Origin of the sequence: Niabella aurantiaca DSM 17617 (assembly GCF_000374125.1) — a bacterium.
In the GTDB taxonomy this organism is placed as follows: domain Bacteria; phylum Bacteroidota; class Bacteroidia; order Chitinophagales; family Chitinophagaceae; genus Niabella; species Niabella aurantiaca.
In genome coordinates this window covers 443,315-457,866 of the sequence record NZ_KB893643.1, presented here as the reverse complement: position 1 = coordinate 457,866, position 14,552 = coordinate 443,315, and the positions used below count along the sequence as shown (strand labels likewise).

The 14,552-nt window shown below is 48.6% G+C and carries 14 protein-coding genes; 10 read left to right on the top strand and 4 right to left on the bottom strand.

The annotated features are described in order from the left end of the window. Positions 1 to 201: 201 nt before the first annotated feature. From B160_RS0118890 to B160_RS0118865, 6 genes are all read left to right on the top strand, one after another. Positions 202 to 1,359 (top strand): esterase-like activity of phytase family protein, encoded by a 1,158-nt coding sequence (locus B160_RS0118890; RefSeq protein WP_026309867.1) that lies wholly within the window; start codon positions 202 to 204, stop codon positions 1,357 to 1,359. A 5-nt stretch (positions 1,360 to 1,364) separates the two neighbouring features. Beyond that, complete coding sequence (locus B160_RS0118885) at positions 1,365 to 2,186, top strand: SGNH/GDSL hydrolase family protein (protein WP_018629490.1); 822 nt, start codon at positions 1,365 to 1,367, stop codon at positions 2,184 to 2,186. Positions 2,187 to 2,265: 79 nt separating this feature from the next. Continuing rightward, positions 2,266 to 3,126: an SPFH domain-containing protein gene (locus tag B160_RS0118880; RefSeq protein WP_018629489.1), complete on the top strand. Its 861-nt coding sequence runs from the start codon at positions 2,266 to 2,268 to the stop codon at positions 3,124 to 3,126. Between the two features lie 10 nt (positions 3,127 to 3,136). After that, entirely contained in the window at positions 3,137 to 3,328 is a 192-nt protein-coding gene (locus B160_RS0118875) for a type II toxin-antitoxin system antitoxin (RefSeq protein ID WP_018629488.1), read from the top strand. A 234-nt stretch (positions 3,329 to 3,562) separates the two neighbouring features. Beyond that, positions 3,563 to 6,013 (top strand): penicillin acylase family protein, encoded by a 2,451-nt coding sequence (locus B160_RS0118870; RefSeq protein WP_018629487.1) that lies wholly within the window; start codon positions 3,563 to 3,565, stop codon positions 6,011 to 6,013. Positions 6,014 to 6,072: 59 nt separating this feature from the next. Beyond that, positions 6,073 to 6,417 carry a hypothetical protein gene (locus tag B160_RS0118865; protein ID WP_018629486.1) on the top strand — a complete coding sequence of 115 codons (345 nt, stop codon included), beginning with the start codon at positions 6,073 to 6,075 and terminating at the stop codon, positions 6,415 to 6,417. A 171-nt stretch (positions 6,418 to 6,588) separates the two neighbouring features. On the opposite strand, the gene B160_RS30785 is transcribed toward B160_RS0118865, so the two are convergent. Genes B160_RS30785 through B160_RS0118850 form a run of 3 tightly spaced genes read right to left on the bottom strand, consistent with a single transcriptional unit; the run spans position 6,589 to position 10,400 of the window. Further along, positions 6,589 to 8,019, bottom strand: coding sequence for a M56 family metallopeptidase (locus B160_RS30785; protein ID WP_018629485.1), 1,431 nt, complete (start codon positions 8,017 to 8,019; stop codon positions 6,589 to 6,591). Between the two features lie 11 nt (positions 8,020 to 8,030). After that, complete coding sequence (locus B160_RS0118855; protein ID WP_018629484.1) at positions 8,031 to 10,025, bottom strand: M56 family metallopeptidase; 1,995 nt, start codon at positions 10,023 to 10,025, stop codon at positions 8,031 to 8,033. 3 nt (positions 10,026 to 10,028) lie between these two features. Then, a complete protein-coding gene (locus tag B160_RS0118850) occupies positions 10,029 to 10,400 on the bottom strand; it encodes a BlaI/MecI/CopY family transcriptional regulator (protein WP_018629483.1) in 372 nt (123 codons plus the stop codon). Positions 10,401 to 10,644: 244 nt separating this feature from the next. Between B160_RS0118850 and trhO the strand changes: the two genes are divergently transcribed. Together trhO and B160_RS31790 are read left to right on the top strand one after the other, a co-directional pair. After that, positions 10,645 to 11,673, top strand: coding sequence for an oxygen-dependent tRNA uridine(34) hydroxylase TrhO (gene trhO / locus B160_RS0118845; RefSeq protein WP_018629482.1), 1,029 nt, complete (start codon positions 10,645 to 10,647; stop codon positions 11,671 to 11,673). 91 nt (positions 11,674 to 11,764) lie between these two features. Further along, positions 11,765 to 11,950, top strand: coding sequence for a hypothetical protein (locus B160_RS31790; protein ID WP_157558131.1), 186 nt, complete (start codon positions 11,765 to 11,767; stop codon positions 11,948 to 11,950). Between the two features lie 73 nt (positions 11,951 to 12,023). Here the strand turns inward: B160_RS31790 and B160_RS0118840 are convergent, their stop codons facing one another. After that, positions 12,024 to 12,440, bottom strand: a complete 417-nt coding sequence (locus B160_RS0118840) for a nucleoside-diphosphate kinase (RefSeq protein WP_026309866.1) — start codon at positions 12,438 to 12,440, stop codon at positions 12,024 to 12,026. A 132-nt stretch (positions 12,441 to 12,572) separates the two neighbouring features. On the opposite strand from B160_RS0118840, the gene B160_RS0118835 reads away from it, so the two are divergent. Together B160_RS0118835 and B160_RS0118830 are read left to right on the top strand one after the other, a co-directional pair. Next, the gene (locus B160_RS0118835; RefSeq protein ID WP_281163378.1) at positions 12,573 to 13,532 is read left to right on the top strand and encodes a DHH family phosphoesterase; all 960 of its coding nucleotides are present in this window, start codon (positions 12,573 to 12,575) and stop codon (positions 13,530 to 13,532) included. 18 nt (positions 13,533 to 13,550) lie between these two features. Beyond that, positions 13,551 to 14,525: an FKBP-type peptidyl-prolyl cis-trans isomerase gene (locus B160_RS0118830; protein WP_018629479.1), complete on the top strand. Its 975-nt coding sequence runs from the start codon at positions 13,551 to 13,553 to the stop codon at positions 14,523 to 14,525. The last annotated feature ends 27 nt before the right edge of the window (positions 14,526 to 14,552 follow it).

The following is a 14,552-nucleotide window of genomic DNA, read 5'->3' as shown; positions in this document are numbered from 1 at the left end:
TGCGGATCTCGGCCCCGTATTCGGTGAATACGATCCGTCTGTATTTGGATATCAAATTAGCTACAGATTCGCTGATCGTCTTTAACAAATTTTCCCGATATCCGGGTACCGGTCCTGCCAAAAGCAGGCTCTTACTGTGATTAAAAAAAATTAGATTTGTGCCTGTTTCAGGATAATCAGCGAACTCCAAATGATGAATCGATGAAATTTAAGTTGTTGGCTGTTATGGCCTTGTTGTTAGTAGGGTGTGGAGCCTCAAAGAAAACCGGTTCTTCAAAGACCCGTTATGCGCCTTCCACATCCATATCCGGGTTAAAATTTCTGGATGTCTATGAGCTCCCTTTTGAGCTGAAGTATGAAAACACCTGGGTGGGCGGCTTATCCGGTATTGATTACGACCGGCTGAATAACCGGTACTTCATCATCAGCGACGAACGTTCGGCAACCACGCCTGCCCGCTTTTACACAGCCCGGATCCGCATTTCAGGGAATAAGATCGATACAATAGGGTTCACAGGAGTGCAAACGCTGAAAATGCCCGGTGGCAGATTGTTCCCTTCGTTGAAAGAGGGTGCTCTGGAAGCGGCAGATCCGGAGTCGATCCGTTTTAATCCCGGCACCAGCAAGCTGGTCTGGTCCAGCGAAGGCGACCGGGCAGAACGGAATGGCGTTGTCAATATCAAAGATCCCTGGATCTGGGAAATGGATCTGGAGGGAAATTACCTGGATAGTTTTGCATTACCGGCTAACATGCATGTACAGACGGTTGAAAAAGGTCCGCGGGTAAATGGCGTTTTTGAAGGGCTTGGCTTTGCCAGTGATTACCGCCACCTCTTTGTAAGTGTAGAGGAGCCTCTGTATGAGGACGGACCAAGAGCCGATGTGGATTACGCGGGTGCCCCGGTGCGTATTTTGAAGTACGATGCTGTTACCCGGAAGCCTATCGCGCAGTATGCTTATTTGTTAGACGCTGTGGCGCGGAAACCCAACCCGGGAACGGCTTTCCGTGTAAACGGTATCTCTGAGATCATGGCGCTCGATGATCATCGGTTGCTGGTCATGGAACGCTCTTTTTCAATGGGGAACTCGTATTGCACCATCAAGATTTATATCGCTGACCTGAAGCCTGCAACGGATGTGACGGATCTAAGCGGGTTGCATCAGGATAAGCACTACCGGCCGGCTTCAAAAAAGCTGCTGCTGAATATGAATGAACTGGGCCGTTATATCGATAATGTAGAGGGCATTACATTTGGGCCAAAACTGGCCAATGGTCATTACTCTCTGCTGCTGGTCGCAGACAATAATTTCAGCAGGGAAGAAAAGACCCAGTTTTTTTTATTTGAAATAATACCCTGATCGTTATGAAACGGATCCTTCTCCTGGGCATCGTCCTGCTGGCCGCTTACGGCTTCAGCAAAAAAGAATTGAAATGGGTGGCCATTGGCGACAGCATTACGTACCTGAATGACCATCTGAATGAGACCGGTAACCGCGTTACCAAAGGATACATGAGCAGGGTAACGGGAACCTTGCCTTTTGTGCACTATATCAATAAGGGATACAACGGCTGGACGGCAGGGCGGATCGCAGAAAATTTTGATTCGCTGTATGTACCCCGGGCCGATGTTTATACGGTCTTCCTGGGCACTAATGACTGGTGGCAGGGAAGACCCATTGGTACCCTAAAGGACTATGAAACCAATAGCGGTAATCAGACGGTTTTCGGGTCTTTCCGGATCATCATCGATAAATTGAGAACGACCAGCCGGAAGGCCCGCATCATCCTGATCACCCCTATGAAACGCGCCGATTTTGTATATCTGTTTGATCAGCGGAACCACGCGTGGGGCTCTTATAAAGCAAGGAAAGGGCAAACTCTGGCCCGGGTAGCCGCCGCTGTAGTGGCCGTTGGACGAGCGGGCCATACGGAGGTCATTGACCTGTATAACGATAGAGAACTGGCCGAAAAGGACCTGGTGCATTTTAAACGGCTGAAAAACCCGCATACCGGCGCCTACCAGGATTATACCTATCCCGGGTTTCAGCAGATACCGTTTAACCCCGAAACAGACGCTTACCCCTATCCGGCAGCCGCCGTCGATCTTACTTACGACGGATTGCATCCCTCCGACAAGGGTTGCCGGATCATCGCAGACCGGATCGTGACTTTATTGAAAAAATAAAGGAAGACAAAACAAATTTTGGAAGCTGGTGGTTTTCTGTGTAAATTTATGATATCATTTTAATATCAAAATAATAAATATGGAAAAAGTGCTGAAACCCATGTCCGGTTACGTGGCATTGATCATTGCGCTGGCCTCGATAGGCGGCGGTATCTACCTGCTTGTGAATGCTGATCAGCAGATCGCCTCGGTTATTGTAGGCATATTGATGGAATTGCTGGGCGTTTTTTTTATTAAAGGATTGATGATCATACAACCCAACCATTCACGGGTACTGAATTTTTTTGGAAAGTATGTCGGTTCTGTAAAGGAGAACGGATTGTTTTTTGTAAACCCGCTTTACTCCAGCCATAATATCAGTTTGCGGTATCAGAACTTCCAGGGGCAAACCCTGAAAGTGAACGACAAGATGGGAAACCCGATCGAGATCGGAGCGGTGATCGTCTGGCAGGTGGGCGATACCTATAAAGCGGCTTACCAGGTGGCCAATTATATGGATTATGTACGCACCCAAAGTGAAGCGGCCATCCGGCACCTGGCCGTAAGCTTTTCTTATGATAGTATGGAGGACGAGCAGGCGGAGATCACCTTGCGCGATGGCGGGGAGCGGGTGAACAAGATCCTGGAGCAGGAATTGGCAGACCGCCTGGAGCCGGCAGGGATCGTCATCCGGGAGGCGCGTATCAGTCACCTGGCATACGCACCGGAGATCGCCGGAGCCATGCTGCAACGGCAGCAGGCTGCGGCCATTGTGGCGGCCCGTATTAAAATCGTGGAAGGCGCAGTAGGTATGGTGGATCTTGCCTTAAAAAAATTGTCCTCTGAAAATATTGTGGAACTGGATGATGAGCGGAAAGCCGCTATGGTCAGCAACCTGATGGTGGTATTGTGTGGCGAAAAAGCCGCAACTCCTGTTTTGAACGCAGGAACATTGTATTAATAGAAAAGGCATGCCAAAAGACAAGAAGAGTTTTATATTGCGTATAGACCACGGCATTTATGCTTTACTGGAGAGGTGGGCGGCTGATGAATTCAGAAGCGTCAACGGGCAGATCGAATACCTGCTGCAGCGGGCGCTGATCGAATCCGGAAGGAAGAAATCAAAAGGGCATGAGGAAGAGCCGGCAACGGGTAAAAAATAACCGCCACAACAGGTCCGGGTAGCATTACGGCATCCGTGCGCAAACGATAATATCTCTGCCTGGTTATAAATGCAGCCCACAGGTTTCACGCATCTCGCAGAAAGGTTTGGGTGGTTTTGTGGCATCGGTGAGCAAATCATTAATAAAGAACCGCGATTCGTGGATCCATCCGGCCGGCAGGTCTGCTTTTGAAATTGCTTTTTAATGCTTAACTTGCTGATACAAGGTTGATTTATGAGAATAGTTCCTTTCCTGGCCACTGCGGCCATTACAGTGTTGCTGACCTATATGCTGAACAGGCCCCTGGGTGATAAAGTGCCCATGGCGGTAGGCGCCTTTTTGAGCCCGCAGGCCGGTTTTTGGCAAAATGCAGAGGATACGGCTGCCAGCTTTAATGCGTCGCTTTCATTCCCGGAGTTAAAAGGCAAGGTAAATGTGTACTTTGATGAGCGGCTGGTACCGCATGTGTTTGCAGAGAACGATGAAGACCTGTATTTCGTACAGGGCTATCTGCACGCGAAGTTCCGTTTATTCCAGATGGACCTTCAGACAAAAGCTGCGGAAGGCCGGGTGAGCGAGATCGCAGGACCAAAGGCGATCCCGTACGACCGGGAACAGCGAAGGCTGGGGATGAAATTTGCTGCGGAAAATTCGCTGCAGGTAATGGAGAAAGATCCCAGGACGCGTGCCGTGTATAGTGCTTATACGGCAGGGGTGAACGCCTATATCCATACGTTAAAAAAAAGCAGCCTTCCCCTGGAATACAAGATCCTCGGTTTTGAACCAGAAGAGTGGACGAACCTGAGAACGGCCTTGCTGCTGAAAATGATGGCCAAGATGCTGGCATCGGGAACGGAGAAAGATCTCGCATATACCCGGTTACACCAGGTTTTTTCGACCGGTCAGCTTCATGCCCTGTATCCCCAGGTTCCGGACTCTTTAAAGCCCATTGTACCTCCTGGAACCGGTTTTACGCAGCCGGCGGTAGTGCCGGTGGCCCCACAGGGAGCCGATACTGCGTATTTTAAAGATGCCGTTCCGGTGACCGCATTCGAGCAATATCCGCCAGAAAGGGATAACGGCAGCAATAACTGGGTAGTGGCAGGAAGTAAGACCGCAAGCAAAGCGCCGATCCTGGCAAACGACCCGCACCTCGACCTGTCCCTGCCCTCCATCTGGTATGAAATGCAGTTGAGCACACCGCAGAACAGTACTTATGGTGCCACATTGCCGGGCAGCCCCTATGTGATCATCGGTTTCAACGACAGTATTGCATGGGGCGTAACCAACGCGCAGCGGGACGTAAAGGACTACTACGCCATCCGGTTTAAAGACGGCGGGCGGAGCGCCTATTGGTATAATGGTCAGTGGAAGCCGGCACAGCAACGGATAGAAGCCATCCATGTAAAAGGCGGCCCCGTTGTATATGATACGGTTGCCTATACCGTGTTCGGACCGGTCATGTATGATGAAAGTTTCAGGGATACGGTCACAAAGAACGCCGGTATTGCGGTGAAATGGGTGGCTCATCACACCGGCGATGACGGCAATACCTTCTACCTGCTCAACCGTGCAAAAAACTACGAAGATTATGTAAATGCTATCCGGTTCTTTGAATGCCCGGGGCAGAACTTTGCTTTTGCATCAAAATCCGGTACCATTGCCCTCTGGCAGCAGGGCCGGTTTCCGGCGCGGTGGAATGATCAGGGCATGTATGTGATGCCGGGCGCGGACAACAGTTACGACTGGCAGGCCGATATTCCCCAGGCCGAAAATCCACATGCCGTAAACCCGGAACGAGGTTATCTGTTTAGTGCCAACCAACGCCCGGCAGACGCATCCTATCCGTATTATATTCCCGGAGCATACATTACACCCAGGGCCGGTGCTATTGACCATTATCTGGGCTCTATGAACCACATCACGGTTCAGGATATGATGGAGTTGCAAAACAATTACTACAATATTATGGCCCGGGACATGGTTCCCCAGCTTGTTGGTTATACGGCGGTTTCTGAACTCAGCCCCGGGGCACGCAAATATTTTGAGATCATAAAGGGCTGGGACCTTTTTGCAGATCCGGCCTCTCTGGGGCAAACCATTTACCAGACCTGGATGGATTCACTCTCCGCGGGGGTTTGGCGGGATGAAATAAGCGAGGCGGGATTCGGGGTGGAGCTGCCTGCTGAAGAGACGCTGATGGAGACGTTGAAGCACGACTCAACAATTATGGGCTTTGCGGACAACGTGCAGACACGGGAAATAGAGAACATCCGGACGATAGTCACTGCGGCATTAAACAAAACAGCTGCAGCGCTGGAGGCGGCAGAAAAAGAAGGCCGGCTGCAATGGGCGAAATATAAAGATGTAACGGTGTATCATTTGCTCAAAGAGGCGCTGCTGCCCTTTGCGCGCCGGGGGTTGAACGTAGGCGGCTGGGGCAACACGATCAATGCGGTTAAAAAAAGCCATGGGCCCAGCTGGCGTATGGTGGTGCAACTGGGCACACCTACCGAGGCCTACGGTGTTTATCCGGGCGGGCAGAGCGGCAACCCCGGCAGCCGGTTCTATGATAATGCCATTGATACCTGGGTAACCGGACAGTACTACCGGCTGTGGATGATGGACCGGCAGGAGCAGGGAGATGCCCGCATAAAATGGCGCATGGATTTTTCCGGTGGATGATCCCTGTATATTATTTACTGTAACCTGAATCTTAACGGCCCCGTTAATCTTTAAATAACATGAAGTTTTTTGTTAGCATCATAGCGATTGCCTTTTTAGCCTGCCTCTGTGGCGTTTATTTTCCGTGGTGGACCATTGCCCTTGCCGGTTTTCTTATCGGATCATTGTTGCAACAAAAACCGTCCAGCGCCTTTGGATCGGGTTTTATAGCGGTGTTCCTGCTCTGGATGGTACTGGCTTTGCGGATCAATGCCGCCAATGACAGCCTCCTGGCCGGCAGGGTTGCGCTGCTGCTGGGCATAGGGAAAAGTCCGGTGCTGCTGGCGGTCATTACGGGTATTATCGGGGGCCTCGTTACCGGTATGGCTGCGCTTTGCGCCACTTACCTGCGTCCGCGCTTATGAAGATGAAGATAAAGACCAATGGGTTTTATAGGCCGCACAGGTCTGCCGTAAAACTCCTGTTGCTGATGCGGAAGAGGGGCAAATAAATGTCTGCGAAGATCCCTAAAAAAGACCAGCGTCATCTGCGGGAAGTGCTCCTGCAGATGACGCTGGAAAATAAATAAACACCGGTCAGCCCTCCGTTACCTGGAAGGTGATCGGCTGCTTCCGGTAGGCTTTTACATTTTTGCCATTAACAATAGCCGGCTTCCATTTACCCGATTTTTTGATCACCCGCAGGGCCTCTTCGCCCATGCCAAAGCCGGGGTCTTTGATCAGTTTTACATCGCTTACATTTCCCTGAACATCTACGACGAACTGGGCAATCACCTGGTAATTGCCTGGCTTGGCACCATGCTCTACCGGAACTTCGCCGCGAAGGTTTTGCATAAGGTACCGCGCCCAGTCGCCGGGGAAGGAAGCATCCTTTTCTGTTTTGGTATAGATCCCTGGTTCATTTTTTGCGATCTTCGGCGGGGCAAGCCGCTTTACTTCGGGATCTTTTACAACCCTGGGCGGAGCTATTTTTAGCACTTCTGTTACCTGGGGGGAATCCGTTTGGGTATGCGGTTCTGTATTATTCACAGAATTGCTATCCGGTATCACAACATTCTGATCGGGTACAACAGTGGCCGGATCACTGGCTGCTGTATCCGGGTTTTGTTTGTTTTGCTGATCGGCCGACTGGCAGCTGATCATGAACAGAACGGCCGCAACTACAAAGAGCGGCAGGGTCATCCATTGCCTTAAAGAATGATGGCGATTGTTTTTGGCAGTTGTTAACATAGTGATTCTTCTTTTTAATTGGTTATTAAAGAAAGGATGGACCAGGAGCTGCTGTTTGCAGCTGATAGCTTCTGTAATGAGAAGCGTGGCATATTCCAGTTCGTCGGTATCGCCCGCAGCAAACGCGTCTGCAGAAAATTCATGAACGGCCTTGAGTTCGTTCTTCATCAGCCAGAAAAACGGGTTGACCCATACAAGCGCAGTAATGCTCTCTGAGAACAGGACGTCCGCACTGTGACACTGTCGCATGTGGAAGTATTCATGCTGTAATATTTGCCTGCCCCGATCGGAATATTCATCAACACTGCGGGTCCAGAACAGCCAGTTGAAAAAAGAGTAAGGCGCCGCCGGATCGCTGGTTTCAATAATGGTCAAGGAACGCCATTTCTGGATCTTGCTGCCGGTGCGTTTTTTTATAAGCGCCAGGATACTGGAAATGATGCGGGCAAGCAGGAATGCCGCTACACAGGCGTAAAGACCATAGAGAACGGTAATGGCAGCGACCGGCGTATTCTGCGATGAAGAGACCACCACTTCCGGCAACAGCAGTTCATTGTATTTTACCAGGGCCTGGAGGCCGGCCCCGGAATCCTTTGTAAGGGTAATATAATAGGGGATCTTGATAAACGGAACTGCAAGGCTGACAACAAAGCTTCCCAGCAGGTAGCAGCGGTTAAAGGCATGCAGCTTCCGGTCTTTTAAGAACAGCAGGTAGTAGCCATATAGCAGGCCGGAACAAAGCAGCATCTGCAAAAGATACAGGGTAATTGTTTTCATAAAATCGTTATTTATTTTACCTGGAAGGTGATGGGTTGTTTTACAAAGGCATTGATGTCACGCCCGTTTTGTTTTCCGGCGATCCATTTATCGGAAGCGGCTTTCACCACGCGCATGGCTTCTGCGCCCATTCCGTAGCCGGGGTCTTTAATGACTTTTACATTGTGCATGCCCCCTTTCCGGTCGATGATGAACTGAACAATGGCCTGGTAATTTCCGGTAGGTGCTCCGTGTTTCACCGCCACCGTTGCATCCAGGTGCTCAAACAGGAAGGGTACCCAATCGCCGTTAAATTTGGGAGGCACCTCCATCTTGGTAAAGATCTCTTCGTTTTGAGCAATACCCGGGATGGTATCGGCCGGTTTCTTCTCCAGATGGGAAGCGGCGGGGTAGGGCACGATCTTAAAATGGATATTCTGAATGTAGACGGAGCGTACAGCCTTTTTATTCTGCAGGGCCGGCTGCCATCTGCCGGATTTTTTCAGGATCCTCAGGCCTTCCGCCTCCATCCCGTAACCAATGTTGGTTAAGGGTTTTATATTGCTAAGGGTGCCATCTGGCTCTACCACAAACTGGTAAGCAGTACGGTAAGATCCGGGGTGTGCACCGTTCTGCACCGGTATTTCCCCGCGAACATTTTTAGCCAGGAATTGATTCCAGTCGGTATTGTAAACTGCCGGCTGCTCCGTTGAGGTAAAATAGTTGCCGCCGGTAATGCTCAGCGGATCCGGTTCGGGCTGAATAGACACGGGTGCCGCTACAGGCGTCGACCTGCTGTATGCAACCACCACCATTTCAAAGGATCTTATTTTCCCGGGGCTGTTGTTCCGGTCTGCTTCCGGAGATGGCATCAATGCCTCCAGCTTTTTGCTGTGGTATCCCTTTCCAAGGATAACGAGCGCACCCGCGGCCTTACTATGCCCGTATAGTTTTTGTGTGTTTGCTTTGGACAGCACCATTACGGTGGCGATCTTGCTGAATGGTACTTTTTCAAACGCTTCTTTGCTAACTATCTGATCATTGTAGATCCGCAGTGTATCGCCGGGGATGACGGATGATTTTCCTGAAAAGAGATTGGCAACTACTGTTTCTAAGTGCGTGTAGTTGAAGAAGCCGGGTGTATTGGAAAGAGATGCAGTAGCACGGTAAGTAAAGGCAAACAGGCCGGCCATAATAGTGAATAAAGGCAATACCATCACCCGGCGCAGGTATTGAAAAGCTGGTTTTTTTGTTTTCGTAAGCATGGCAATTCTTCTTTTGAGTTGATGAGTGAAAAAGGGATTAATGAGTTTAGGTTGTTTGTGTTGAATGGCCTGTGTGATCAGCAGGCGGGCATAATCGAAAGGATCATCCGGGCCAGCAGCGTGCTGGTCGGCCAGGAATTCGTGAATGGCTTTTATCTCTTTGCGGTACCAGTAAAAAACCGGATTGAACCAGAAAAAACAGAGGAGTATTTCCACCAGCACCAGATCCACACTGTGCCGCTTCTGGATGTGATAAAGCTCGTGCCGGAGTATCTGCTGCCCTTCAGCCGTATGCAGCCGGTTCCTTTTATGCCAGAAAAGCCAGTTGAAAAATGAGAACGGGGCGTACGCATGTTCGGTCACAATAAAAGTGATCTTTCCCATTTTTTCGTTTTTATCTGCGCCTTTGATGCGTTTTATGGTAAGCACGCTCCACAAAAACCGGCAAAGGAATAGAAGAGGCAATAGAAAGAACAGACCTGTTACAAGCTGCTCCCAGCTGAGGCCATAGGTGTTTTTTACAGCAACGGCTACCGCTATATTCCCCGGGGAGACCACAACCTGTTCAATTGTCTGGGTTATCTTATTTGCCCCGTCGACCGGTACGGGTATTTTGAGCAGCGGCAGGAAAAGGGACAGTCCTGCGGACAGCAGCAAATAGAACCGGTTGTACCGGTGGAACCGTTCATTTCTTAAAAAGAAATGATAATAGCCGTAAAAAGCTCCGGAGCAGAGCATCACCTGGATGAAATATCCGTACATGGCCTATCTTTTTGATTGTTGCTGCTGTTTTATTTGCTGCAGGAGCGTTTCGAGCTCTTCAATGCTTAGGTTGTTTTCCTTTAACATAAAGGACACTACGTTGCTGAAAGAGCCTTCAAAGTATCCTTTTACGATCTGCTTCATCGTTTTTTTGGAATAGTCCTCCTTACTTACGGCAGGTACGTACTGATGCTGGCGCCCGAATACATTTACGGTAACGAATTCCTTTTCTACCAGGATCTTCAGGATGGTGGCCACGGTATTCTGATGGGGCTTGGGCAAGGGCAGTACTTCCAGGATCTCTCTTAAAAACATCGGGCCCTGCCGCCACAATGCCTGCATGATCTGCTCTTCCGCTTTTGTCAGTTGTTTCATGAAATTACATTTTTCAAGCAAGTTAAAACTAAATAATTAGTTTAACAACTATTTTTTTAGTTTTATTTGAACTGTCGCCGGATTTCAAATGAGCTTCAGGACTATAGGAGCGCGCCCGGTGATACCGGATTTGCCCCGAAGGCCGAAAACCCCTATCTTTGCGGCGAAATTTGGTGCAGCCTGCAACTGTCCAATTAATGAATTTAATTATCACATGGTCGTGTGATTCAAATTTCAGAATACTATGGCACTACACAACCGGATATCGCGCAAAGAGCTTAAAGAGCTTATTTTAAAAGATACGACACCGCGTACCACGATCTCCTTCTATTGTTATTTCCGGATTGAAGATCCGGTTGCTTACCGCAACAGCCTGTACAAGGCATTTTCCGCGATCGGCGTACTGGGGCGTATATACATTGCGGCTGAAGGAATGAATGCCCAGATAAGTGTGCCCACAGACAACCTGGAGCGGCTCCGGCTCGTCTTGCACGAAACGCCCGCATTAAACAGCCTCCGGCTGAATATTGCTGTGGATGATGATGGGAAATCCTTTTATGTCCTGGATATAAAAGTGCGTGAAAAAATTGTTGCGGACGGGATCGATGACCCCGGTTTTGACATGACAAAGAAGGGCAAATATGTAGACGCCGCTGAATTTAACAATTTAACAAATGACCCCGAAACGATAGTGATTGACATGCGGAATCATTATGAATTTGAGGTAGGACATTTTGAAAATGCTGTTGAAATTCCCAGCGACACATTCCGGGATCAGCTGCCCATGACCGTGGATATGATGCAGGAACATATGGGTAAGAATATTATTATGTACTGCACCGGGGGAGTCCGTTGTGAAAAGGCTTCGGCTTATATGTTGCACCGGGGATTTAAGAATGTGTATCACCTGGAAGGCGGCATTATTAACTATGTAAACCAGGTTAAGGAAGGGAAGCTGCCCAACAAATTTCATGGCAAGAATTTTGTTTTTGATCAACGCCTGGGTGAGCGGGTAACTGATGAAATTGTCGCCTGCTGCCACCAGTGCGGCAAACCGGCAGATACGCATGTGAACTGTATCAATGATGCCTGTCATCTGTTGTTTATACAGTGTGCGGAATGCGGGGAAAAATATGATGGCTGTTGCAGTACCGACTGTCAGGAGTTCATTCATCTTCCCGAAGAGCAGCAGAAGGAAATGCGGAAAGGGGTGGATCTGGGAAGGAATGTTTTTAATAAATCCCGGTCGCGCCTGAAGGATTTAATAAAATAATAATCATGTAAAACGGCCACCGCAGCAGTTTTTTTATTACCTTGCTGCTCAGCCTTTTATTCCAACGTTAACTATATTAAAAACCAGTTTTATGAAACGCTTTCTATCTATTCTTTTACTGATCTTTCTTACATCAGTGCCCTCTCTTTTATTCATCGCCAATTACCAGGTACAAGAAGAGGAAAAAATGGCAAATTATCATCCAGGCCATCACAGGACACCGTCTGAGAATGTGGTCCTGTCTTCGCATCTTATTTCCGTACCGGGAGTGCGGTAACACCATGCATCTGGATCTAAAAAAGCCGGCTTGGATCAAGCCGGCTTTTTTTAAGTCGATAACGGTTAGCTGCTCAAACTCTTTCTAAACCACTAAAGAAGAAATCGCCCTCGATTTTGGCATTCTCATCGCTGTCGCTGCCATGAACCGCATTTTCTCCCAGCGAAGTGGCATATAATTGCCGGATGGTGCCTGCTGCAGCCTTTGCAGGATCGGTAGCGCCGATCAGCTCACGGAAAGCGGCCACCGCGTTCTCCTTTTCTAAGATAGCCGCTACAATGGGTCCGCTGCTCATGAATTGCACCAGCTCCCCGTAAAAAGGACGTTCCTTGTGCACTGCATAGAATTCACCGGCTTTTTCCGCGGAAAGCCGGGTAACTTTTAATGCAACAATTTTATAGCCTTCTTTGATAAAACGGTCAATAATTACGCCGGCGTGCCCGTTTTTCATAGCATCAGGCTTGATCATGGTAAAAGTGCGATTACTCATTTTAAAGTTTAATTTAATATTGGCCGGCAAATTTAGGAAAAATCCTCCACTCCAAATCATAGATTTACCTATTTTTGCGCCTCATTGAAACCAATAGCAGATATATTTCCGATTTTAAGGCAACCGGCTAAAGTGGTGATTACCATGCATCAAAAGCCGGATGCTGACGCCATGGGCTCTTCCCTGGGGCTTTGTCTTTACCTGAATAAGCTGGGGCATTCGATCACCGTAATATCGCCTACGAATTGGGCTCCCTGGCTCAACTGGATGCCGGGCGCCGGAAGCGTGCTCAATTACGATAAAGAAAGGGAGAAGGCGCGTACCGCGCTGGCAGCGGCAGATCTTCTTTTTTGCCTGGACTTTAATATTTTTCATCGTACCAAGAACTTTGAGCAGGATCTGTACCAGGCCCGGTGCCTGAAGGTGCTGGTAGACCATCACCGAGAACCGGATGCAGCCTCTTTTGATTTTGGGATCAGCAATACCGCAAAGAGTTCCACCTGCGAAATGATCTATGACCTGATCCTTGCAGCCGGCGACGAAAAGATGCTGGACAAAGATATCAGCGGTTGTCTTTACGCCGGTCTTATAGCAGATACCGGTTCTTTCCGTTTTGATGCTACCACACCGGCCGTGCACCGGATGGCGGCCCGGCTGATGGAACAGGGAATACGGCATACAGAGATCCATAGCCTGCTATTTGATAATTTCCTGGAGAACCGATTGCGCTTTATGGGACATGTGTTCACACACCGGCTGGAGTTCTTTTATGAATACAATACAGCACTGATCGCTATACCCAAGTACGACCTGCTTAAATATGAAATAAAAACCGGAGATACAGAAGGATTGGTTAACTTTCCCCTTTCGGTACAGGGCATTAAGCTGGCAGCCCTGGTGATCGACCGCGAAGAAGAGCGCAAGTGGAGTTTCCGGAGCAAGGATGATTTTGACTGCAATACATTTGCCCGGACCTATTTTAACGGAGGGGGCCATTTTAACGCCTCGGGGGGCGGGTCAAAAGACAGCCTGCCGGAAACGGTAACCAAATTTAAAGAGGCTTTAAAGGAGAACGAACATTTATTACAATAAAACAATATAAAAACGAAAATGAAACGATTAAAAACGGCAGGGCTATTTCTGTTTACGGCGATTGCCTTTACGGCTTGCAAGAATACGGAATTTAAAACTTCGCCCAATGGTCTCAAGTATAAGATTATCGGAAGCAATGGCAAAGATAGTTCTAAGGATGGGACTGTTTTAAAAATGCAGATGACAGTAAGGGTCAGCGGACATAAGGATACTGTTCTGGCAGATACATACGGAAAACTTCCTTTTTATACTGGAATACGTCCTTTTCCTCCGGGTCAGCCTATATATGATCCGGCGGAAGTGTTCAAGTATCTTAAGAAAGGTGATAGCCTGATAGCGATCGTCTATATTGATTCTGCAATTAAGAAGGGAATGTTACCGGAAACGCAAATGCCTCCTTATTTTAAAAAGGGCGACCGGATAACTTCCACGTATAAAGTACTGGAAATATTTAGTTCAGACAGTCTTGCCCGCGCTGATTACCAGGCTGAGATCGAAAAAGTGCAAAAGAACGAAGAAGTGGCACTGGAAAAGTCGGGAGAAAAAGCAAAGCAGACCGCTGTGGTTGAGAACTACCTAAAGACTAAAAATATCAGCGCTGTAAAAACACCCCTCGGCGCTTTTGTGAAAGTGGAAAATCCCGGGTCTGGTGCGCCGGTTGCCGACAAAAAATTTGTTACCGTAAAATATACCGGTAAAAAAGTGTTGAACGACAGCACTTTTGAAGGCCCGAATTCCTTTACGACCCAGATCGGTGTTGGTGGTGCAATTCGTGGATTTGAGGATGGCTTAAGGCAATTTAAACAAGGCGGTAAAGGAGTGGTGTATATTCCCGGCTTTCTTGCTTACGGCAAAACGCCTCCTCCGGGTTCTCCGTTTAAAGAATACGAACCCCTGTATTTTGAGATTGAAATAGCCAATGTAAGCGATAGCATGCCGGCGCCGCAAATATCGGTGCCGCCACCACCTGCAAAGAAAGGAAATAAAAAATAGCAAAATATAAAGACTGTTTAAACTGGC

Coding starts and splice junctions, on each gene's coding strand:
- B160_RS0118890 (WP_026309867.1), top strand. CDS start 202: ATGAAATTTAAGTTGTTGGCTGTTATGGCCTTGTTGTTAGTAGGGTGT.
- B160_RS0118885 (WP_018629490.1), top strand. CDS start 1,365: ATGAAACGGATCCTTCTCCTGGGCATCGTCCTGCTGGCCGCTTACGGC.
- B160_RS0118880 (WP_018629489.1), top strand. CDS start 2,266: ATGGAAAAAGTGCTGAAACCCATGTCCGGTTACGTGGCATTGATCATT.
- B160_RS0118875 (WP_018629488.1), top strand. CDS start 3,137: ATGCCAAAAGACAAGAAGAGTTTTATATTGCGTATAGACCACGGCATT.
- B160_RS0118870 (WP_018629487.1), top strand. CDS start 3,563: ATGAGAATAGTTCCTTTCCTGGCCACTGCGGCCATTACAGTGTTGCTG.
- B160_RS0118865 (WP_018629486.1), top strand. CDS start 6,073: ATGAAGTTTTTTGTTAGCATCATAGCGATTGCCTTTTTAGCCTGCCTC.
- B160_RS30785 (WP_018629485.1), bottom strand. CDS start 8,019: ATGAAAACAATTACCCTGTATCTTTTGCAGATGCTGCTTTGTTCCGGC.
- B160_RS0118855 (WP_018629484.1), bottom strand. CDS start 10,025: ATGTACGGATATTTCATCCAGGTGATGCTCTGCTCCGGAGCTTTTTAC.
- B160_RS0118850 (WP_018629483.1), bottom strand. CDS start 10,400: ATGAAACAACTGACAAAAGCGGAAGAGCAGATCATGCAGGCATTGTGG.
- trhO (WP_018629482.1), top strand. CDS start 10,645: ATGGCACTACACAACCGGATATCGCGCAAAGAGCTTAAAGAGCTTATT.
- B160_RS31790 (WP_157558131.1), top strand. CDS start 11,765: ATGAAACGCTTTCTATCTATTCTTTTACTGATCTTTCTTACATCAGTG.
- B160_RS0118840 (WP_026309866.1), bottom strand. CDS start 12,440: ATGAGTAATCGCACTTTTACCATGATCAAGCCTGATGCTATGAAAAAC.
- B160_RS0118830 (WP_018629479.1), top strand. CDS start 13,551: ATGAAACGATTAAAAACGGCAGGGCTATTTCTGTTTACGGCGATTGCC.